The organism is Bacillus sp. FJAT-26390 (assembly GCF_001682865.1).
Lineage (GTDB): Bacteria > Bacillota > Bacilli > Paenibacillales > Paenibacillaceae > Pristimantibacillus.
In genome coordinates this window covers 321,803-341,419 of record NZ_MAQX01000001.1, presented here as the reverse complement: position 1 = coordinate 341,419, position 19,617 = coordinate 321,803, and the positions used below count along the sequence as shown (strand labels likewise).

The window sequence follows — 19,617 nt, the reverse complement described above, 5'->3', positions numbered from 1 at the left end:
AGGCCAATAAAATGCTAGTTTCCCAAAATGGCGCCACCGTACATCCATAGCCCAAAATTAATGCGTGTACAACACTGATTAGTGAAGGAGTTTACCCGCGGAGACACGCATTTTGCGTGATATAATGAAATTCGTTTTGAATGCAGGATGGGTTTGACAGAGAGGAGAAAAAGAAATTGGGAACGGCGATAATTAACAAAAAAGAACAAGTGAGCATGAAGTTCGTAACCCTTGTTTCTATCGTATCCGCGCTTGGCGGATTATTATTTGGCTTCGATACCGCAGTAGTATCGGGTGCCGTTGGATTTATGGAGGATCGGTTCGACTTATCCAAGCTGCAGGTGGGTTGGGCTGTCTCTAGCTTAATCATTGGCTGTATCGTCGGAGCCGCCATGTCAGGCGTTCTAGGCGATCGTTTCGGCCGAAAAAAAGTGCTCATCACAGCAGCTATTTTATTTATTATTAGCTCGATCGGCTCAGCGCTTCCGGACAGCTTCTCCGGTTTTATTATCGCTCGCATTATTGGAGGCATCGGAATTGGCATTACCTCTACCCTTTGCCCGCTCTACAATGCTGAGATTGCTCCCGCTAAATATAGAGGCAGGCTTGTTGCGCTTAACCAGCTTGCAATCGTAACCGGGATCTTCCTTACCTACTTCGTAAATCTATGGATATCCAGCTCGGGCGATGAAGCATGGGCTGTAGCCTCTGCTTGGCGTTGGATGTTCGGCGTAGGCGCTATTCCCGGCTTGCTCTTTTTGATTTTGCTGCTGTTTGTCCCGGAAAGCCCGAGATGGCTGATTAAACAAGGACGAGCGGCGTCAGCACTCCCGATCTTATTGCGTATCCATGGCGAAGAGCTTGCCAAACAAGAAGTGCTCGACATCAAACAGTCCTTCGAGCAGGAAAGCGGCTCGATCCGCCAACTGTTCAGCCCTTCATTGCGAATAGCTCTAATCGTTGGGGTAGGACTTGCCGTGCTCCAGCAGGTTACAGGCATTAATGCGGTGATGTATTATGCGCCTGAAATATTTAAAGCAACGGGCGCCGGCACAAACGCCTCTTTGATTCAAACGATACTGGTCGGCTTTATCAACTTCCTGTTCACCATCGTCGCCTTATGGCTGATTGATAAGGTTGGACGCAAAGCGCTGCTGCTCGTCGGTTCGGCTTCGATGGCCATTTGTTTGCTCGTGATTGGCATCGCCTTTCAAACCGGACATGCCGATGGCCCGCTCGTTCTCATTTTTATATTGCTTTACGTCGCTTCCTTCGCGATTTCGCTTGGACCTGTCGTATGGGTCATTATGTCCGAGATTTTCCCGAACCGCATTCGCGGCAAAGCGACGGCTATCGCTGCTATGGCGCTTTGGGCGGCGGATTATCTCGTCTCACAGTCATTTCCGCCGCTGCTTAGCTCTGCGGGACCTGCCGCGACGTTCTGGATCTACGGAAGCATGGCGCTGCTCGCCTGCTTGTTTACTTGGCGGGTTGTGCCGGAGACGAAAGGAAAATCGCTTGAGGAAATTGAATCTTTGTGGGCGAAGTAATATGCCTGTATAATAGATTTAGATAATAAATCTATGTTTAGGAGCTACTCGAATGGACTTCCGGTTAGATTTGATTGAAAACAAGATTGAATTTTTTGAGGCATATGATTTGAGAACGCTGGAGCTTAAGATCGACCAGCAAATTGAAAATAATAAAGGCTTGCTGTTAGAGGTGTTCCACGTCAGCCATCATGCCGTATTTAATCCTAAAATCGAAAAAATGCTTTATAGCGCGGTTGTTCACTTCAAAGCGAAGAAATAGCAGGCTAACCTAATAAAGAAGCTCCCGGCTGATCATAAGCCAGGAGCTTCTTTTTGTCCATCCTAGTCGTTGTAGCACGGTCAAGAAAGCAGACTCCCTCTCCTTTTTTTACCTCTATTAAATGAAGCTCTTTAAGGAAGGCGGTTTGCGAACCAAGCTAAGCTGCTCATAGGCATATGCAAGCTTAATGAGCACCGGCTCCTCGTACGCCCTCGCTGCAAACGTGACGCCAAACGGTACTCCCTTGCCCGTATAGCCAGCCGGAACGACTATGGACGGATAACCAGCGCGGGACGTAATTCTTGCTCCAAAATCAGCCGGAAATAGCAGCGCGTCCAGCTGATGCTCCTTCATCGTTGCATCCAGCCCTTCGTCCTTGCACAATTTGAGATCGGCAGCACGATCGCGAATATACGTAATTTCGGTCATCGTTCCCGAAGTCGTCGTTTCGGCAGAAAGCAGCGTCGTTTGACCATATTTAAGCGTTTCGATTGGATGCTCGTTGTTAAAGGCGATGATATCCTTCAGCGTTCGAATTTTGGAGCCTGCAGGCAGCTTGGACAAGTAAGCATTCAGTACGGTTTTGAACTCGTTGAGCACAACCGAAGAGTACTTGATTTGGCGAGCGGTCCGAACGTCAGCCGGATCTATAATGATCGCGCCGTGCTGCCGCATTAGCTCCACTGCCCTGTTGAAGATTGCAAGCTGCTCGTCCGTTAGCTCCTCAAAAAAATAATCTCTCGGAACGCCGATTCGAGCTCCATCAAGACCGCGCGGATCAAGGAATACGCTATAGTCCTTTTGCTTGCCCCAATATCCTGCCCCCATCGCTGCATCATTCGCGTCATGCGCCACGATCGCATTAAGAACATGCACGGCATCGGTCACCGTTCTTGCCATCGGACCTGCTGTATCCTGACTGTTCGAGAGCGGCAAAATGCCCGAACGGCTCACAAGCCCGACCGTCGGCTTAATGCCTACGGTTGAGCTAAGATTACCCGGATTCAATATCGAGCCCGAGGTTTCCGTACCGATTGATGCCATGCAAAAATTACACGCAACCGCGACGCCAGAGCCAGCGCTCGAACCGCCGGTTGGCGCCGAAATATTGTACGGATTTAAAACTTGTCCGCCGCGCGAGCTGTATCCAGACGGCATCCCGTCCGTCATGAAGTTGGCAAACTCCGTCATATTCACTTTTCCGAGCAAAATAGCGCCCGCTTCGCGAAGCTGCTTCACTATAAAAGCATCCTCGCCTGCATAGTTGTTCGCAAGCGCAAGCGAGCCTGCGCTCGTATGCATCAAATCGCCGGTATTTATATTATCCTTAAGCAGTATCGGGATGCCATGGAGCGGACCCCTTGGACCCTGAGCTGCTCGTTCACTGTCTAAGGCAGAAGCAATAAATAAAGCATCGGGATTAAGCTCAAGCACCGAATTGATCGTTAGGCCATCCTTATCATGGGATGCGATTCGGTCAAAATAAATCAGGACCAGCTCACGTGACGTAAGCTCCCCTGCTTCCAAAGCGGCTTGAATGGACGAGATAGTTGCTTCTACAATTTCCATGCCCCGATTACCCCTTATAAGACCCGAATAAATGCTGAACAAGCCTAGTATAACCTATTTTTTGGCAAAGAACATCTGATCCTCTATGCAGCCGTTTATTTTTAACGGTATAAATAACTTTTCGGTATCTGCTTACGTCTAACTATTAATACCCTACTAACACGTGAGAAGGAGAGCCAACAGGATGAGAGCATTAAAGAAATGGACAGGACTTACGCTTCTGCTTCTCTCTATTTGTTTCATGCAGGTTCATACCGCCTTCGCCAATCCGGCGGATACGGTGCTGAAAGGGACCGCGTTAAACGGCATTATCGATATAGATTCGATGCTAGAATCACATCTGGCGCTTCAGTCGGACGGCACGATCTGGACATGGGAAGGAAATGGACTTGCGAAACGCGGCCCCAAAATTCCGGGAGCTGTCTCAGCCGAAGTGGGCAACATCGCACTGAAATCAGATGGCACCGTATGGACTTGGGGCACGAATGAATCTGGCCAGCTCGGAAATGGTACCACGGATAAGCAAAAGCCAAGTTTAAACCATGAGCCTGCGCAGGTTAAAGGGTTAAAAAACGTAATCGCTATCGCAAGCGGCGGTTCCTTTCATGTTGCTTTGGCTAAGGATCATACCGCATGGATCTGGGGCAGCACTTGCATCTCGGCGATGACACGTTCTGATTTCACTTTTAAACAAAGCTATTGCAATGCCTTTGAAGAGCATCCCGATGAGGAGAAAGCATATGTTCCCGGATTGATTAAACGCGAAGGCATCGTAGCAATCGCGGCATCGCAAAACAATATATCAATAGTAAAAGAAGACGGGAGCGTCAATCGCTGGGGGTATTGGGACAATGTGCGTATGGGTGAGGATACTTTGCCCTGGGCAACCAAAGACATTGTCGCTGTCTCGGAAATGTACAATGATTATATGGGCAGCCTTTTATTGCTTCGAAAAGACGGAACCGTAGGTTACTACGAACCCACTGCCGGAAAGTCTAAAGGCGGCTTCATCAAAATATCTGCAGCTCCGTTCGACGCCAATTATAATTTAGCGCTGCATCAGGATGGCTCCATTTGGAATCACGAAGACAATGGCAATTTGATTCAAATCAAAGGCTTAAGCCGTATCGTGGATCTGGAAGCAAGAGCAGCCAATAGCGGGCTTGCGCTCGATAACAGGGGAACGGTATGGTCATGGGGCGATGCTAAGTATGGTTCTGCCAGCCAAGGAGCCGCACCCAAAAAAACATTATCCGAAATCAAGCCTGCAGCTGTAATAAAGAGCTTCTCCGTTCAACTAAATGATGATTACATTCCGCTGAAAGCCGCACCAATTATCATTAATGGAACAACCTTTGTACCGCTGCGCGACGTTTTCGTGGCAATGGGAGCGAAGGTGAATTACGACTCCGGCAAAATAACGATTAGCAAAGGAAAAACGACCATCCTGCTAGAGGAAAATAAGCGTCAGACAACCATCAACGGAATAACGAAGCAGGTTGCGGAAGCGCCTCGTTATGATCAGGGCAAAACGATTGTCCCGCTCCGCTTCGTGACGGAAGCGCTTGGCGCCACCGTCAAATGGAACGCTGCAAGCGATACGATCCTAATCAAAAGCTAAACCTGCGTTAATGAAAAAGGAGAAGGCTCCTGCTCGCCTTCTCCTTTTTTGCGGTCTACTATTCCTTTATTTCTTCAAATGAAGCGTCATACAGACGGAACATCGTTTTATAGCCGGACTCATCGATTTTAATGCCGACATCCAGCCTGCCGGAAATTTTTAACGGGCCTGTGTGATGTCTTAACTTCGTACCCTCAGGCACAAAAACAATCATAATTTTATTCCAATACGTTTCGTCTCCGTTGTCAAAAGGACATTCTGCGCCTGGCTTTGGAATCAGCAGAAACCAGTTGTTTTCAAACGATAAAACCTCGCCCATATATCCGTTGATTTCCACGTTGCTGCCGCTAAGATCCCAGAATTGATCGGACGGCGTTGTCTGATCCTCGTTGTCAAAAAACTTGGACCATGAAATTTCGGCACTTCCGTTATTTTTCTTTCCTGCTGCAGGAACGTTTTTCGCATCGTCCGTTGCTTCCTTGAGAGGCTCCTTAGATTCTGATACCGGCGTTTTAGCTGGTGGCTTAGCTGGCGTTTTGTCTGCCGCTTTGGCTGGCACGCTCTGCTTTTTTTCTTGTTGGACAGGCGGCTTTGTTGCAGCAGGCGTTTTTTTCTCAGCTGGAACGGAAGCGGCTATGTTCTTGCCTTCATCAGGCAATGCTGCAGCTTTTGTTTTATCAGGAACGACAGTTTCAGAAGGCGTGTTTGTTGCTTCGTTTGCAACGACGGCAACTTCTTTTTCACTTGACTCTAGGCTAGCTGCCTCGGTAGCGACAGCCTCATCATTTCCCGCAGCCGGAGTGGATGCAGCGCTGTTCATGGCGAATGAGCCGGCTTCTTCTTGCTGCTTTGAAGGGTTGCCGCACCCGGCAAGCAGCGCCAGCGTTAATAGAGCAGCCGCTAGACGTTTATTCATCGTTATCACCTCTAAGCTCTGAATAATTGCATAGGATCTATCCGGTACATTTTGAATGATGGGATGAGCATAGCCAGCAATCCAAATAGAATCGTGCCAACGATTAGCAGCACATGCTGCCCGTTGAACAATAAAGCTTTGATTTGAATTCCTGTATATTCAAACAGGATGTCTTTAAATAGGAAGCCGGATAAATGGCCCGCTGCCAATCCAATAAGCAAACCTAAGCTGACTAACACTAATCCCTCTCCGATAAAGCTCATAAATATAAAACGTTTTGATTTGCCGATAATCCGCAGCAGTCCGACGTCCTTTTGCCGTTCGTTAGCAGCGGCAGTTAGAGACAGCAGTATCGAAATGGAAGCTAAAATCATGCATAACACGGTAACCAAGCTGATCATTTCCGTCCCTTTGTCTACTACGCTTAGCACATCCGCCACTGCTTTGCTTGTGTAAGCAGCCTGCACGTTATCGATCGCTTCGTATTGCTGCTTTATTAACGGCAAGCCGCCGATCGATTTAGGCTTGATCAGGATCGCCGTCACCTCTTTATGTGACTGCTCTTCCCCATGAACTGCCCATGCATACTCCATCGTTGTAAAGACCACTCTGTCATCAGGCGTGTTTAGAAAAGGCAGTATACCGGTAATCCGGTATGCAAAGGTTTCATGCGCATCATGATGACCGCTTTCTTCCTCTTCAAATGAATGATCTGCTTCTTCGATTACGCCATGCCCGCCTTTAAACGTATCTCCGACATGGAGATTAAGCGATTTCGCAACATGCGCGCCAACGACTACGTCACCTAGGCTTTGATAAAGCTTGCCTGAAGCCAGCTTCTGATCTCCGTAGCGCGTAAAAAAATATTCGGCTTCTATGCCAACAATGGGAAATCCATTGTAATTGTCGCCTGTTGTCATGCCATAAGCATTCATGACTTGATCATTCTCTTTGGCTTGATTCAGCACATCGAGCGGAATATTGCCCGTTGGCGCGCCAACGTGATAAAACGTATTGAGCACGAGCTGCGAATCGCTCCCATCAGCCCCGATGACGAGTTCAAACGGGCCATAGCCTTTTTTGGCTCCTTCATCGACGCTAGCCTGGCATAGAATAAGAAACACAAGCAACGCAACCGTAACAGTAACCGAAATAACCGTCAGAAGGGAAAGAAATTTCCGATGCGCCAGGTTTCGGAAAATAAGCGTCCACTGCGTCATACGGCTCTCTCCTTTTGAATGGGATGCTTGACATTCGGATTGCTCTTGTACGCTTTGTTGATATCTTGAATATGTAGTCGAACCGGGAATCGTTCAGCGAGGTTGAGGTCATGAGTCACCGTCAACAGCGTCGTATGTTTGGAAACCGCTTCCGATAGCAAAATATCGGTGATTTCGCCTGCTGTTTCCCAGTCCAAGCTCCCTGTAGGCTCATCTGCTAGTAAAATGGATGGGCGGTTAATCAATGCGCGAATGATCGCTACCCTTTGCTGTTGCCCTCTTGATAATTGCGAAGGCCGGTGCTGCATACGGTCTTTAAGGCCTACTTGCTCAAACCATTGGTCTAGTTCAGCCGCTTTTTCCTTGCGGCTCATCGATGCTTTCATGACCAATTCTACATTTTGCCTAGCCGTAAGGGACGGTATAAGATGAAAGTCCTGAAGAATATATCCAATATGCTGAGCGCGAAATTGATCACGGTGTGATTCCGAAAGCTCATGAAGCGCCACGCCATTCACATGAATCGTACCCGTATCAGCCTTCAATAGAGCGCCGATCATATGCAAAAGGGTGCTTTTGCCGGAACCACTTGGCCCGATGATCGCAATCTTGCTGCCCTCTTCAACATGCCAACGCGGAATATCGAGAATAGCAATCGTTTCTCCATTAATGGAAAATCCTTTGGCTAGCTGCTCGATAGCAATCATTCATCTCACTCCTAATGGAAAAACAGGGGAAACGGATTTCCCCTGTTTTCATTGTTATTAAGAACCGCTTATTTCTTTAGAACGATGCGCTCGGACAAGCTGTCCCAAGTCATCTTCGTTCCAGTCAAGCTGTTAAATGCTTCAAGCGGAAGATAAAACTTGCCGTTATCCAGATCCGCTTTGTAAGCAGCAGCTTTGCCGTTTACTTTTACAGCTAAGCTCGTTTTATTGATTTCAATTGTATTTTTGCCTTTAGTCAGCGTGCTAGGGCCATTACCTGATTTATAAGTACCGCCAAGCGCTTTCGCCAACGCTTCGGCAGGGTACAAAACGACGCCGTCGCGGTTCACTTTGAACTTCGGATACAGATGCTTCGATTGCAGCGATGCTGTCGCTTTTTTCAAATCTACGCCGATTACTTTTGCTGAAGCTAAAGCGATCTGTGTATTGTCGATTTGGCCTTTCACTTGGCTCGCGATCGGTCCATATGCCCATACGCCTACATCAACGCCGGAATGTCCATGACCAGACCAGCCGACCAGAACCCGCTTCGAGATGACCGCGTTATAGCCGCCTTCTCTGCCGTATGAAGAACCGTCTCCGTCCAAGATTTGCTGCGCTTCTTCATCGGACAAATCGTTGATCCACGTGTTCGTGCTTACGATTTTTTTGATGTCGTCGATCGTTTTCGCATCTTTCAAAGCATTGATTAAAAACTCAGAGGAATGCTTTTGCTTGTTCCACAAGTCGATGTTTAATTCATAAATGTTATCGCGGGAGAGCGAAAGTCCGCCTGTCTCATGGTCAGCAGTAACCACAACGGAAGTGTTGCCGTCTTTTTTAGCAAATTCCATCGCGACTTTAACGGCTGCATCAAAATCCAGCATTTCTTGAATCGTCGTTGGGAAGTCGTTTGCATGGCTGGCATGGTCAATTCGGCCGCCCTCGATCATAATGGCAAAACCGTCTTTGTCCGCCGACAAAATTTCCAACGCTTTTTTCGTCATATTGGCAAGGTTAGGCGTGCTCTCTGTACGGTCTGGCACATAAGCAACATGTGAGGAACCAAATAGTCCCACTGCCTTTTGATTTTTTGAAGTCAAAGCATTAAGCGACTTGTTGTCTTTTACTACTTTATAGCCTTTTGCCGTAAAATCCTTGATGATGCTTTTGTCCGCACGTTTTCCCTTCTCGTCTTTGCTGAGGAAAAACTGCTCGCCGCCGCCGAAGAGCACATCAATGCCGCTGTCCAAATATTGTGATGCAATCGCGCTTTCATTGTCTCTGCTGCGAACATGCGCTCCGAATACGGCTGGTGTAGCATGTGTAATCCGCGCTGTCGTAACAAGACCTGTCGCTTTGCCGTTCATCTCAGCCGCTTCGATTACAGATGCGTAAGGCTTGGAAACATCTTCGTTTGATACGCTAATAGCTGCATTATATGTTTTATTTCCCGTTGCGAAGGCTGTACCTGCAGACGCTGAATCCGTAATAGCACCGGATACGATTTTGTCGCCATCCTCGCCTTTATCCGCATATGTAGTCGCCTGTCCAACATAATAGGAATCCAATGTAAGATGTGGTTTACCAAGTACAGATTTTGAATACAGTCTAGCTGCGGATACTTGTGCAGGACCCATGCCATCGCCGATCAGTACGATGATATTTTTGGAGTCTGATTTCTTCACCTGCGACTTTTGCGAATCAGCAGCCATCAGCAGCGAGCTGGTTGAGATCACTGCAAGTGAAAGCCCTGTAGCCAGTAAACCCTTCATTGATTTGTTCATTCTGGTATACCCTCCATGAGAATTCTATTTTTAATCCACCTTGAATGTTACTCGTTATTTATCAACCGTCTGTTAAAAAAATAATAAGAATTTGAAAATTTAGGATCTGTTATAGAAATGATTCATCTATTAAACAAGGAGATCACTTACGCGGCCTCCCTTTCATGCTCGCTTAGGTTTTGACTTTCCGGGTTAAGCCTTATTTCCATAGGTTCCGAGCAGCCATACCTATTCCATTGGCCGGCATATCATTGCATCACAGCAGCAAGCCTGCTATTTTTAATAATAGCTGTACCGCTTTCCAGAATAACCCTAAGGAGTTAAACGCTATGACGCTGAGTATCCGCCCGATATGGATTGGGACGGGCAGCTTGATTTTACTGCTGCTATTGATTTTGGTTGCTGTAAGCTTTTATTTCTATCATGTTGCCATAAAACGAAATTCCAAGGCGTTTTTGAGCGACAACGCGGATTTAGCCCAGATTCAGGGCAGCAATAGTACGGATAATTTGATCGCCGAAGCATTCCCCGAGAAGATACAGCCTACGCCTGTAGAACCTATGGGGGTAGAATGGGTGGAGAGCCAAGAGTACGAGACGTGGCATTTGAAATCAGATGACGGCTTGGCACTCGTCGGCTATTACCTTGCGGCTAAAGCGCCAACCACTCGGGCTGTCATACTCGCCCATGGTTATTCCTCGCAAGGAAAAGAGATGGGCAGCATCGCCAAATTATATTATGAGAAGCTTGGTTACCATGTGCTCATGCCGGATGACCGGGGACATGGCGGCAGCGAAGGCGATTATATCGGCTTCGGCTGGCCCGATCGGAAGGATTACCTGCTTTGGATTCGCAAGGTCGCAGAGGTTGTTGGCGATCGTGCGCAGATCGTTCTGCACGGCATTTCCATGGGAGGAGCGACCGTTATGATGGTAAGCGGCGAGGACGTTCCTAAACAAGTCAAAGCCATTGTAGAGGATTGCGGCTACACCTCCGTCCATGATCAGCTCCTGTACCAGCTGAAGCGAATCTACAAGCTGCCCGCCTTCCCCATTTTGCCGGCAACGAGCTTGTTGACCCGATTAAAAGCCGGCTATCATTTTAATGAGGCATCGGCTTTGTCCCAACTGAAGAAGAACAAGCTGCCTATGCTTTTTATTCATGGCGCCGAGGATACGTTTGTGCCAACCGAAATGGTGTGGAAATTGTACGAAGCTTGCACAGCGGAGAAGGAAATTTATATCGTTGCCGATGCGGGCCACGGCATGGCTTACGCCACCGACAAACAAACCTATGAGCAAAAGGTAACCGGCTTTATTGGAAGGTATATGGCTTAAAACAGCTTGTTGACGGGTTTCATCGCAGCTCCTATCTGAAAATATCCGTCCTCACATCGCGTACGGGCATAACGATCAGCTATTGCTGATATGATTAAAGAAATAAAGCGATGTTGATTCAGAGGAGAGTGAGCGTATGGAGCCTTTTTCCACTGATCTATTAAAAAGCAAGGTCGTACTCATAACTGGCGGAGCGACAGGGCTTGGCCGGGCCATGGGCGAGCGGTTTATTTCGCTTGGCGCGAATCTCGCGATTGCCAGTCGGCGGGAGGCTGTGCTTGCCAAAGCAGCCGAAGAGATGAGCTCTGCGACCAGCGCCGTATTTTACAAATGCTGTGATGTACGCGACCCCGCTCAAGTAAGCGAACTGATAACGGCAGTAGAGAACCATTTTGGGCATGTGGATATATTGGTTAACAATGCTGCCGGCAATTTTATTAGCCCTACGGAGCGGCTCTCGCCAAAAGCGGTAGACGCAGTCTTGAATATCGTGCTGCACGGCACCTTTTATACGACGCTGGAAGTAGGAAAACGGTGGATTGAGCAAGGAAAAGGCGGCACGATGCTGAACATCGTTACGACCTATGCCTCTACGGGCTCGGGTTATGTCGTACCGTCCGCAGCAGCGAAAGCTGGCGTACTTGCGTTAACGAGGTCACTTGCAGTGGAATGGGCACCCTACGGAATCCGTCAAGTTGCTATCGCGCCAGGACCTTTCCCCACTGAGGGCGCATGGTCACGCCTCGCCCCTACACCTGAGCTGGAAGAGAAAATGATCGGCCGCGTCCCCTTAAAGAGGGTGGGAAACAAAGAGGAGCTTGCTAATCTGGCCGCTTTTCTCATTTCAGACTTTGCATCCTATATGAACGGCGAAGTTGTAACGATTGACGGCGGCGAATGGCTGCAAGGCGCAGGGCAATTCAACAGCTTATCTGAGGTTACGAGCAAGCAGTGGGATGACCTAGCGGAAATGACCCGTAAGGGAAAGGGCTAAGATTACTTTGCTGTAACGATGAAAAAGCAGCTTGATCCTCCAAAGAGGAACAAGCTGCTTTTTGCATGCCGTTATTGTGTTTCTTGCACGGAATCCGCTTGATTTAGAGGGCGAATGCCAGGTCCTCTTCCACCTGATCGATGTCCGCTGCGGTTCCCGCCTGAGCGATTACCGCCAGTACGATTACCTCCTGTACGGTTGCCTCTTGTACGGTTGCCTCCTGTACGGTTGCCCCCAGTACGGTTGCCTCCTGTACGGTTGCCCCCAGTACGGTTGCCTCCTGTACGGTTGCCTCCTGTACGGTTGCCTCCTGTACGGTTACCCCCAGTACGGTTGCCCCCAGTACGGTTGCCCCCAGTACGGTTACCACCTGTACGGTTTCCTAATGACTTTCCTTGTGCGCTTTTCTTTCCTTTTGGCATATGCGTATTACCTCCTCTTAGAAGCTACTTACAACATATGTAGAGAATCTATCATTCGTAACTAGACAATTGATTGTTTTATAGAATAATAGTTTCATATCCCTCGGCACAAACAAAACCGCCTTGATCCAAGGCGGCTTCGATTTATCGCTATAGTGTATTTACCGAATAGGGACCGGCTTGTGTCCCAAAAGCTTTAGTCCCGCGCGGCTGATCGCCCTTCTCGTCAGGCTCCAATGTGATGCCGATGCTATCATAGGTTAATTTTTCTGATTCTATCGCCATCGCGAGCAGACCGACTCCTTTCTCATCAACTCGGAACGTGCCTGCGCTCGTGCGTTTGCCGTCTTGGAGAAGCCAAACCTGGTAAGCCTCCTCATTTTTGGTTGGCTCGGCACCGAACACATACACAACAAATTGTTTGCTCTTCCCATTGTCAACAATACACGCGATCCCATACGCATGCTCCCTCTCGCTCGGTTCCGCCTTCAGCATATTAATTTGCACGATTTCGGAGGCGGGAGCAAATAAGGCATTCTCGATCGTCTGCAATCGCGTATCCTTTCCGTTGAATAAAGGTTTTCCCCATAGCGAGCCGCTTACAAAAATCAGCGCTGCCGCAGCCATCGCCATTACGGTCTTCCATAGCTTCCATTTATTCGATGCTATAGGGCGCTTAGGCGACGCTTTGGCTGCCGCCATGATCTGCTCCTTTAAATCCTTCGGAGGCTCAATTCGTTCCATATCTAGGGGAAGCTCCTCCCATACGATTTGCAGTTCGGCGAGCTCTTGCTTGCAAGAATCACAATAAGTCAAATGACGTTCGAATGCTTCCTTTTCCTCTTCGGAGCAAGAACCAGAAAGATAATCGAGTATGAAATCGCAATCGATGCCGTAAAAGCCGTCATTCATTTAAAGATCCCCCTTTGCTGCAAGATGCCTACGCAATATTTTTAACGTTTGATGCAGTCTGTTCTTGACCGTCCCGAGAGGCTGGTCATACAGCTGCGCCAGTTCAGCCAAGCTGTACCCCTGCCAATAAAAATGCTCGACCAGCGTTCGCTGCGAATTCGATAAATGCTTGCATGCCTGTTGAATTTGCTCCCTTAAGGAATGCCTGACGACATGCTCCTCTGGAGACAAGCCTAGTTGATCAGGCAATGCATTGAAACGTTCCTCCGTTATTTGAACTATACCTGAGGCATCTCTTCTTTGCTTGCGAAGATGATCCATCGTTATATTGCGGGTTATCGTTAGGAGCCAGCTCGTAAAACGTCCTTTATCTGGGTCGTAATCCGATCCCGTTGTCCATAAGCGCATAAATACCGCCTGTGAAATATCTCTTGCAGTTGGCTCATCCCGTACCGCCTTAATGGCAAAGGAATAGACCAAAGCACCATATCGGTCATAAAGAACGGAAAGTGCTTTATTTTTACCGCTTTTAATGAGCTGCATCAGTTCTTGATCGGTAAGATTAAGCATCGAATAGCGCCTCCACGACAGGCTTGTTTTTCTTTATGTTATCAGAAAGAAGAGCAGCCTAGAACTGAACAGCACCCCGTCAAGTAGACAGTACAAATAATAAAAACAGTTAAGCGGCCTTACTCCTGAATTCCATAGGACTGAGGCCGTTTAATTTTGCTTGTAATCGTTCGTTATTGTAAAAATAGATGTAGGCTTCGATGTCTCTCTTAAGGTCCGCAAAGGTTTCGTACGTGTGTAAATAATACTTCTCACATTTTAGAGTTCCCCAGAAAGATTCCATTGGTCCGTTATCGATGCAACGACCAACTCGGGACATGCTCTGAGACAACTCGTTTTGGTCCAATAACTTCTTGAAGTCCAGTGAGGTGTATTGAAATCCACGATCGCTGTGAAGCATGGGTTTGCTTCCTGGAGCTGCTTGTAGGGCTTGCTTTAAAGTCTGGAATACTAGCGGATTGTTATTTGAATGCCCCAATACATAGGAGACGACGGCTTTATCATGGAGATCTAGAATAGCGCTCAAATACGCTTTCTGACCATGTCCATATTTGAATTCGGTCACATCCGTCACCCACTTCTCATTTGGTTCAGTGGCTTGAAATTCACGGTTTAACAGGTTTTCAGCCACTTGCTGTGGAGTGGAGCGTACATATTTCGTTTTCTTCCTGCGGATGACGGACTGCATACCTTTTAGTTTCATTAGCCGGTATATACGCTTATGGTTGAGCTTTTTCCCAGTTTGTTTACGCACATGTAAGGTTAATTGACGGTATCCAAAGGTACGTTCTACTTTCTCATAGATGTTTATCATCAACGATATCAACTGTTCATTCTCTAATTCACGAGAACTAGGTGTGCGATTTAACCACTTGTAATAGCTTGAGCGTGCAATTCCAGCAACTTCACAGAGAAGCTGAATACACATTGATGCCTCCTGTTGAAGCGCTTGAATAGCAAGGTAGGTTGTCTCCTGTCTTACTTGACTTAGCGTCGCCTTCTTTCGAGTTCCTCTAACTTTTTTAAGAATGCATTTTCCGCCCGAAGGCGCTCCATTTCGTACTCCATCTGCTTCATCTTAAGTTTCTGTTGTTCGGCTTCCGTTAGCTCTTCCGGGGCTTTCTTTCTTCCACGGCCATCTTTTAATGCATCCTGACCGCGATCCTCGAACTTCTTCACCCATTGGTATACTTGCTGGTAGGAGACCTGAAATTGTCCCGCTGTCTTTTGGTAGTCATGCTGATTAGTCATACAATATTGGACAATTTCTATCCGTTCCTGCCACGTCGTAGAGCGACCCTTTGTCATAGCTTTTGTTTCCCCTTTATAGGCTTTTAAGCTGCTATGACTATTATACTTCTTAATCCAGTTGGAGAGCTGGGTTGTACTTGCAATCTTATATTTATCGATGATCTGGTACTTAGACCATACACCCTCAAGGTAATCTTTCACCGCTTGGAGCTTAAGTTCTGCACTATAACTTCGATTATGTGTACGGTGCTCCAGTCCTTCATAGCCATACAGCTTGTAGCGACGCTGCCATTTCATCAACGTTGTTTTGTTGATCTCATACTTCTTAGTCGCAGCTAAAAAACCAATTTCCCCATTTGACACTTCTTCGAGAATCGTAAGTTTCTCTAGTGCATTATATTTTCCTTTAGCCATGAAAAAGCTCCCCTTACAGTAATCAGGTTTTATTATTTCACCTGTCTACTGTAGGGGGAGCATATCAAACAGCTGCTCCTCAACTAAACCTATTATTTTTCCTTCACGACGATCGTCCCTCGCATACCGGGATGCGGCGTACAATAATAGCCGAACTCCCCGGCATCTGTGAAGGTAACCTTCTTGCTCGCATTCTGAGCTAATAAGTCGGTATCGAATTGCCCATCATCCGCCGTAGCCGTATGTTTGACCTCATCTTTATTAATGAAGTTAACGATATCGCCCTGCGATATTTCGAGCTTCTCCGGGGAAAAAGCGAAGTTCGTAATCTCAACCGTGTGGACAGTTACTGCCTCAGTCTCTTTCGGCTGAACCGGGGCTTCTGTCTTAACCGGTGCCTTTGGCGTAGATTTAGGCTGCGCTGCTGTAGCCTTGGGCTGCTTTGTTTCTATCGCTTTCTCCGTAGCAGCGGGCTTCTGCGTTGCCGCCGTTTTCTCCGTCTCCTTCGGCTCTTCCGTCTTAACCGGTTTCTCCGATGGCGGGGTTGCAGCCTCAGTTGGGCTAATTGATGGAGTGGCCGTATTCGCCGCTTCTTCCGTTTCCTGAGCATTCTCATCAGCAGCGCTTGAGCTTGTCGGAGTAGCTGTCACAGCCATTTCATTGTGAGCGGCAGGCTCGTTTGCCTGAGCCCCGCAGCCGGATAAGATGAGTAGCATCAGGAAAAGCAGCGAGCATCCATAAGTTATTTTTCGCATGTCTTCACGCTCACTTTACGATGATTTGCCCAGTCATGAATGACTTATGCGGCTCGCAAAAATAATTATAAGTGCCTGGTTTATCAAAGGTTACCGTATAGGACTCTCCTTTTGCCAGCAATGGAGTCGAGAATGCGCCATCCAGCGCTACCGCATTATGCTTCATCTCATCAAAATTAGTAAAGGTAACCTTCGAGCCTGCTTCTATAGTAAGTGCTTCCTTTCCGAACGAGTACTCCTTGATGTCAATGTTGTAAGTCTTAGCCGTAGCAGCCGGTGTTGTTGGCGTAGTCGGTACAACGGGTGCCGTTGAAGCAGCTGTGCCATTAAACTTGGCAGGATCTACGATGTACCAGACATCGTTGACACCTTGCCCTAGCAAATCGCCATGCGCCGTATCTTTAATAAAATAATAGAGCGGGAAGCCTTTATAAGAAGCTTGCTTGCTTCCATCCGGACGGGTAATCGCTCCGATATCGGTACCTTTAACCGTAGATGGGACACTAACGTTAGAGGATGAATATGCTGGCCAATTCACTAAGCAATTGCCTTCGCATACGCTTTTACCCGCTGTATCCTTGTCAAAATAATAAAGCGCTCTGCCGTAATCGTCAGTCAAATAATTACCCGCTTCCTTCGAGGTGCCAAGCATGACCGCGTAATCAGACTTCGCTGTAAACCATACGCCGCCAACTCCCTCACCCGTCACATCGCCGGCTTTGCTATCCTTCGCAAAATAATAGAGCGGCCAATTTTTGTAGGTTAACTGCTTCGCGCCGTCTGTACGGGTAATAACGCCGAAGTCAGCTTTATTAAGCCAAGCCGGCAGCTGCAAATTAGCATCGTAATAGATCGGCCAATTTTTCAAGCAATCCCCTTGGCAGGAATTCACGTTCTCCGCATCTTTCGTAAAGAAATAAAGCGTACGGCCGTTTTTATCCGTAAAATAAGTACCCAGCTTGTCGTTTTTCGCTAGCCCGATTCGCTCGCCTTGCGGCAAGGAAGCTTGGGATGCAAGGACTCCGCTTGCTTGCAGCGTATCAAAAAACGGCTTGCCGCTTTTCGTATTGGCAGACAGCGCTTCTACGAGTGAGGTTGCTAGATGCGTATTCTGCAATGACGCTTTGCCGGCAATCTGCTTCAGGCCATGCGACGCTGCGAAATCCTCTGATTGTTGGTATGTAAAGTCTGTTCCGGATTTATATCCGAGGTTCTCCAAAATGACCTTGTAAAATTGCTTGGAGCTGATCGCAGCGCTTGGTTCAAAGAGATTGTTGCCAGAGCCCTGCCAGCCTAGCTCCGGTTTGCTCTTGAGATAAGCCAGAACAGATTGATTTGCTTTACCCACCTGTTTAGCGTCTGCAAAAGTCGTTTTTCCGTTAAAAGCTAGCGCTTCCTTCAGTTTTCCATTAAGACGGAGCGAGATGATAGCAGCTTGCAGCCGGGTTGACGTTTTATTCAAATAAGCAGCATCAACACCCTTGCCGTCACCGATAAGCAGTCCAAGCTCAAATGCTTTATCGGCATCGGACTGAATGCCAGACGCAGATTCTGCAGATGCCGAGCCAAGCGGAGCAGCGACAAATGTCACGCACATCGCAGTAATCAAAAACAGTTTCCTTAATCGTGTCAGCATTATTAATTCCTCCTTTATGGTCTTTACATGAAGAGATAACGCTGGGGAGAGACGATCGGTTTGATCTAAAATAAATATTTTTTGGATTTTTTCAAGCCTATGAGTCTATGCAATTGGTTCAACCCCGTCGTTTGGTACGGCTTATACCGAATGCGGCTCGAGCAAGAAATGGCATGCGATGCAAGCGTGCTTCGTTCATCATCGCTTAAGGAAACGTACGCAGCCTGTATTGTGAACATGCTGGAGATCGGAGCTGCCGAGCGGATGCTATCGGCCAGCACTCCTTTCTCTGGCTATAAAAAACAAATCGCAAGGAGAATTATTATGATTCGTTCATTCCAACACAATAAGAACCGTTACTCCCTGATCGGTCTTGTTATCCTTATTGTCGCTGCGATGCTGTCATTGCCATCCGCCTTCGCGGCTGGCACAGCAGAGGCAACTGATGGTAAACTAACGTTCAGCAGTCCCGCTGACGGTCAAATTTCCACATCATATGACTATCAAATCCAGCCAAACAGCTTAAAGAAGACTGCATGACGGGATCGATATCGTCAATTCCGAGAAAACGGCAGTGAATGCCGCCGCAGATGGAATCATTATTAAAGCTGATTACGACAAAGCAAAAGGCATTACCGTAATCATCGAGCATAATAATAATTGGCAAACCGAGTACCGTCATTTGTCTAAGCTGGTAGTAGAAGAAGGACAAGCCGTGAAGTCCGGTGCGCTTATTGGACTTATGGGCAGTACCGGCCAATCGACGGGCACCCATCTGCATTTTTCAATCGTCAAAAATGGACAATATACCGATCCTGCTGCCTTGCTGGAGAATAAAAATTAGGTGAAAACAACAAAAAGGGATATGAATGCACATATCCCTTTTTTGCCGCGCCTTGCTTATTTCATCATCAAGGACTTTACTTTGACTCTATTATCGATTCCTGAATTCGCTCGGCGTAACGCCGTAAAACTGTTTAAACGTGCGGGAAAAGTTTTTTGCGTTGCTGTAGCCAAGCTTTTCGCTCACCTCATACGTTTTGATTCGAAAATCCTGAAGCAGCCACGCGGCCTTTTCCATTTTTACGCTAATGACAAAATCGGAAAATGTTTTCCCTGTCCGCTGCTTAAACAATTGGCTCAAATAGTTGGCGTTCATATAGAGATGGCCTGCCACACATTCCAAACTAACGTTTTGGTAATGCTGCTCCACATAAGAAATAATCTCTTGCACTAGCTTTCCGTTGCCTCTCAGGGCATCCTTCACTTCCGCCTCCTTCAATAAGCTTTTTGCTGCTGTCCTTGAGCCATCCTCCTCCAGTTCCATGCGGATTTTTGTAATCACATTCATAAGTGCCTCATACTGAGCCGGTTTAATCAAATATTCACGTACTCCGTATAAAATAGCGTAATAGGCATAATCAATATCGCGATACGCGCTGTGAAAAATCACTTTTATTCCCGACTTTCGCTCATAAAGCTCCCTTGCCAAATCAACCCCATTTAGTGCCGGCATTCGGATGTCCGTAAATACAACGTCAATATTCCCCTTCTCTTCAATCCACTGCAGCGCTTCCTGCTCGTTGCTGACCTGTCCTACAATCTGAAATCCGATTTGACCCCATGGAAAATCCGTATACATGGCGCTGTAAAGTTCCGATGGGTCGTCTACAAAAAGGATGTTATACAAAAAC

At 47.4% G+C, this 19,617-nt stretch carries 19 protein-coding genes; 7 read left to right on the top strand and 12 right to left on the bottom strand.

Features of this window, described 5'->3' with window-relative positions; translation table 11 throughout:
* The first annotated feature begins 176 nt into the window (after window positions 1-176).
* Both A7975_RS01565 and A7975_RS01560 read left to right on the top strand, forming a co-directional pair.
* Complete coding sequence (locus tag A7975_RS01565; protein ID WP_255314134.1) at window positions 177-1,550, top strand: sugar porter family MFS transporter; 1,374 nt, start codon at window positions 177-179, stop codon at window positions 1,548-1,550.
* A 52-nt stretch (window positions 1,551-1,602) separates the two neighbouring features.
* Complete coding sequence (locus A7975_RS01560) at window positions 1,603-1,812, top strand: YrzA family protein (protein WP_053375447.1); 210 nt, start codon at window positions 1,603-1,605, stop codon at window positions 1,810-1,812.
* A gap of 117 nt (window positions 1,813-1,929) precedes the next feature.
* On the opposite strand, the gene A7975_RS01555 is transcribed toward A7975_RS01560, so the two are convergent.
* On the bottom strand, window positions 1,930-3,381 hold the full coding sequence (locus tag A7975_RS01555; protein ID WP_065383950.1) for an amidase family protein: 1,452 nt from the start codon (window positions 3,379-3,381) through the stop codon (window positions 1,930-1,932).
* A gap of 184 nt (window positions 3,382-3,565) precedes the next feature.
* On the opposite strand from A7975_RS01555, the gene A7975_RS01550 reads away from it, so the two are divergent.
* Window positions 3,566-5,002 carry a stalk domain-containing protein gene (locus tag A7975_RS01550; protein WP_065383949.1) on the top strand — a complete coding sequence of 479 codons (1,437 nt, stop codon included), beginning with the start codon at window positions 3,566-3,568 and terminating at the stop codon, window positions 5,000-5,002.
* A gap of 58 nt (window positions 5,003-5,060) precedes the next feature.
* On the opposite strand, the gene A7975_RS01545 is transcribed toward A7975_RS01550, so the two are convergent.
* The 4 genes from A7975_RS01545 to A7975_RS01530 all read right to left on the bottom strand — a co-directional run bounded on the left by A7975_RS01545 (window position 5,061) and on the right by A7975_RS01530 (window position 9,632).
* Window positions 5,061-5,918 carry a hypothetical protein gene (locus tag A7975_RS01545; protein ID WP_065383948.1) on the bottom strand — a complete coding sequence of 286 codons (858 nt, stop codon included), beginning with the start codon at window positions 5,916-5,918 and terminating at the stop codon, window positions 5,061-5,063.
* Window positions 5,919-5,929: 11 nt separating this feature from the next.
* Entirely contained in the window at window positions 5,930-7,138 is a 1,209-nt protein-coding gene (locus A7975_RS01540; protein WP_065383947.1) for an ABC transporter permease, read from the bottom strand.
* Window positions 7,135-7,845: an ABC transporter ATP-binding protein gene (locus tag A7975_RS01535; RefSeq protein WP_065383946.1), complete on the bottom strand. Its 711-nt coding sequence runs from the start codon at window positions 7,843-7,845 to the stop codon at window positions 7,135-7,137. Before A7975_RS01535 ends, A7975_RS01540 begins: the two co-directional genes overlap by 4 nt.
* A gap of 68 nt (window positions 7,846-7,913) precedes the next feature.
* On the bottom strand, window positions 7,914-9,632 hold the full coding sequence (locus tag A7975_RS01530) for an alkaline phosphatase (RefSeq protein ID WP_065383945.1): 1,719 nt from the start codon (window positions 9,630-9,632) through the stop codon (window positions 7,914-7,916).
* 329 nt (window positions 9,633-9,961) lie between these two features.
* Here A7975_RS01530 and A7975_RS01525 point away from each other — a divergent pair, with 329 nt between their 5' ends.
* Together A7975_RS01525 and A7975_RS01520 are read left to right on the top strand one after the other, a co-directional pair.
* Window positions 9,962-10,969, top strand: coding sequence for an alpha/beta hydrolase (locus A7975_RS01525; protein ID WP_065383944.1), 1,008 nt, complete (start codon window positions 9,962-9,964; stop codon window positions 10,967-10,969).
* 136 nt (window positions 10,970-11,105) lie between these two features.
* Window positions 11,106-11,963, top strand: coding sequence for an SDR family oxidoreductase (locus A7975_RS01520; protein ID WP_065383943.1), 858 nt, complete (start codon window positions 11,106-11,108; stop codon window positions 11,961-11,963).
* Between the two features lie 103 nt (window positions 11,964-12,066).
* On the opposite strand, the gene A7975_RS01515 is transcribed toward A7975_RS01520, so the two are convergent.
* The 6 genes from A7975_RS01515 to A7975_RS01485 form a co-directional block, all read right to left on the bottom strand.
* Complete coding sequence (locus A7975_RS01515; RefSeq protein WP_065383942.1) at window positions 12,067-12,333, bottom strand: hypothetical protein; 267 nt, start codon at window positions 12,331-12,333, stop codon at window positions 12,067-12,069.
* A 202-nt stretch (window positions 12,334-12,535) separates the two neighbouring features.
* Window positions 12,536-13,297 (bottom strand): anti-sigma factor, encoded by a 762-nt coding sequence (locus A7975_RS01510; protein ID WP_065383941.1) that lies wholly within the window; start codon window positions 13,295-13,297, stop codon window positions 12,536-12,538.
* On the bottom strand, window positions 13,298-13,867 hold the full coding sequence (locus A7975_RS01505; protein ID WP_065383940.1) for an RNA polymerase sigma factor: 570 nt from the start codon (window positions 13,865-13,867) through the stop codon (window positions 13,298-13,300).
* A gap of 109 nt (window positions 13,868-13,976) precedes the next feature.
* A protein-coding gene (locus A7975_RS32750) for an IS3 family transposase (protein WP_141680177.1) occupies window positions 13,977-15,532 on the bottom strand; the annotation gives its coding sequence in 2 pieces (ribosomal slippage) (window positions 13,977-14,902 and window positions 14,902-15,532; 1,557 coding nt in all).
* Between the two features lie 92 nt (window positions 15,533-15,624).
* Window positions 15,625-16,287 (bottom strand): cupredoxin domain-containing protein, encoded by a 663-nt coding sequence (locus tag A7975_RS32745; protein WP_082197925.1) that lies wholly within the window; start codon window positions 16,285-16,287, stop codon window positions 15,625-15,627.
* Between the two features lie 10 nt (window positions 16,288-16,297).
* Window positions 16,298-17,923, bottom strand: a complete 1,626-nt coding sequence (locus A7975_RS01485; protein WP_065383938.1) for a plastocyanin/azurin family copper-binding protein — start codon at window positions 17,921-17,923, stop codon at window positions 16,298-16,300.
* Window positions 17,924-18,022: 99 nt separating this feature from the next.
* Here A7975_RS01485 and A7975_RS01480 point away from each other — a divergent pair, with 99 nt between their 5' ends.
* Both A7975_RS01480 and A7975_RS01475 read left to right on the top strand, forming a co-directional pair.
* Window positions 18,023-18,463, top strand: coding sequence for a M56 family metallopeptidase (locus A7975_RS01480; protein ID WP_141680176.1), 441 nt, complete (start codon window positions 18,023-18,025; stop codon window positions 18,461-18,463).
* Between the two features lie 34 nt (window positions 18,464-18,497).
* Window positions 18,498-18,767 carry a M23 family metallopeptidase gene (locus A7975_RS01475; protein ID WP_065383936.1) on the top strand — a complete coding sequence of 90 codons (270 nt, stop codon included), beginning with the start codon at window positions 18,498-18,500 and terminating at the stop codon, window positions 18,765-18,767.
* 90 nt (window positions 18,768-18,857) lie between these two features.
* Here the strand turns inward: A7975_RS01475 and A7975_RS01470 are convergent, their stop codons facing one another.
* Window positions 18,858-19,613 carry a response regulator transcription factor gene (locus A7975_RS01470; protein WP_065383935.1) on the bottom strand — a complete coding sequence of 252 codons (756 nt, stop codon included), beginning with the start codon at window positions 19,611-19,613 and terminating at the stop codon, window positions 18,858-18,860.
* Window positions 19,614-19,617 lie beyond the last annotated feature (4 nt).

What these genes read in the sequence shown, in the direction of transcription:
- A7975_RS01530 (WP_065383945.1), bottom strand. Translation starts at nt 9,632, where the DNA reads ATGAACAAATCAATGAAGGGTTTACTGGCTACAGGGCTTTCACTTGCA.
- A7975_RS01540 (WP_065383947.1), bottom strand. Translation starts at nt 7,138, where the DNA reads ATGACGCAGTGGACGCTTATTTTCCGAAACCTGGCGCATCGGAAATTT.
- A7975_RS01485 (WP_065383938.1), bottom strand. Translation starts at nt 17,923, where the DNA reads ATGCTGACACGATTAAGGAAACTGTTTTTGATTACTGCGATGTGCGTG.
- A7975_RS01555 (WP_065383950.1), bottom strand. Translation starts at nt 3,381, where the DNA reads ATGGAAATTGTAGAAGCAACTATCTCGTCCATTCAAGCCGCTTTGGAA.
- A7975_RS01550 (WP_065383949.1), top strand. Translation starts at nt 3,566, where the DNA reads ATGAGAGCATTAAAGAAATGGACAGGACTTACGCTTCTGCTTCTCTCT.
- A7975_RS01560 (WP_053375447.1), top strand. Translation starts at nt 1,603, where the DNA reads ATGGACTTCCGGTTAGATTTGATTGAAAACAAGATTGAATTTTTTGAG.
- A7975_RS01525 (WP_065383944.1), top strand. Translation starts at nt 9,962, where the DNA reads ATGACGCTGAGTATCCGCCCGATATGGATTGGGACGGGCAGCTTGATT.
- A7975_RS01520 (WP_065383943.1), top strand. Translation starts at nt 11,106, where the DNA reads ATGGAGCCTTTTTCCACTGATCTATTAAAAAGCAAGGTCGTACTCATA.
- A7975_RS01545 (WP_065383948.1), bottom strand. Translation starts at nt 5,918, where the DNA reads ATGAATAAACGTCTAGCGGCTGCTCTATTAACGCTGGCGCTGCTTGCC.
- A7975_RS32745 (WP_082197925.1), bottom strand. Translation starts at nt 16,287, where the DNA reads ATGCGAAAAATAACTTATGGATGCTCGCTGCTTTTCCTGATGCTACTC.
- A7975_RS01505 (WP_065383940.1), bottom strand. Translation starts at nt 13,867, where the DNA reads ATGCTTAATCTTACCGATCAAGAACTGATGCAGCTCATTAAAAGCGGT.
- A7975_RS01510 (WP_065383941.1), bottom strand. Translation starts at nt 13,297, where the DNA reads ATGAATGACGGCTTTTACGGCATCGATTGCGATTTCATACTCGATTAT.
- A7975_RS01480 (WP_141680176.1), top strand. Translation starts at nt 18,023, where the DNA reads ATGAGTCTATGCAATTGGTTCAACCCCGTCGTTTGGTACGGCTTATAC.
- A7975_RS01535 (WP_065383946.1), bottom strand. Translation starts at nt 7,845, where the DNA reads ATGATTGCTATCGAGCAGCTAGCCAAAGGATTTTCCATTAATGGAGAA.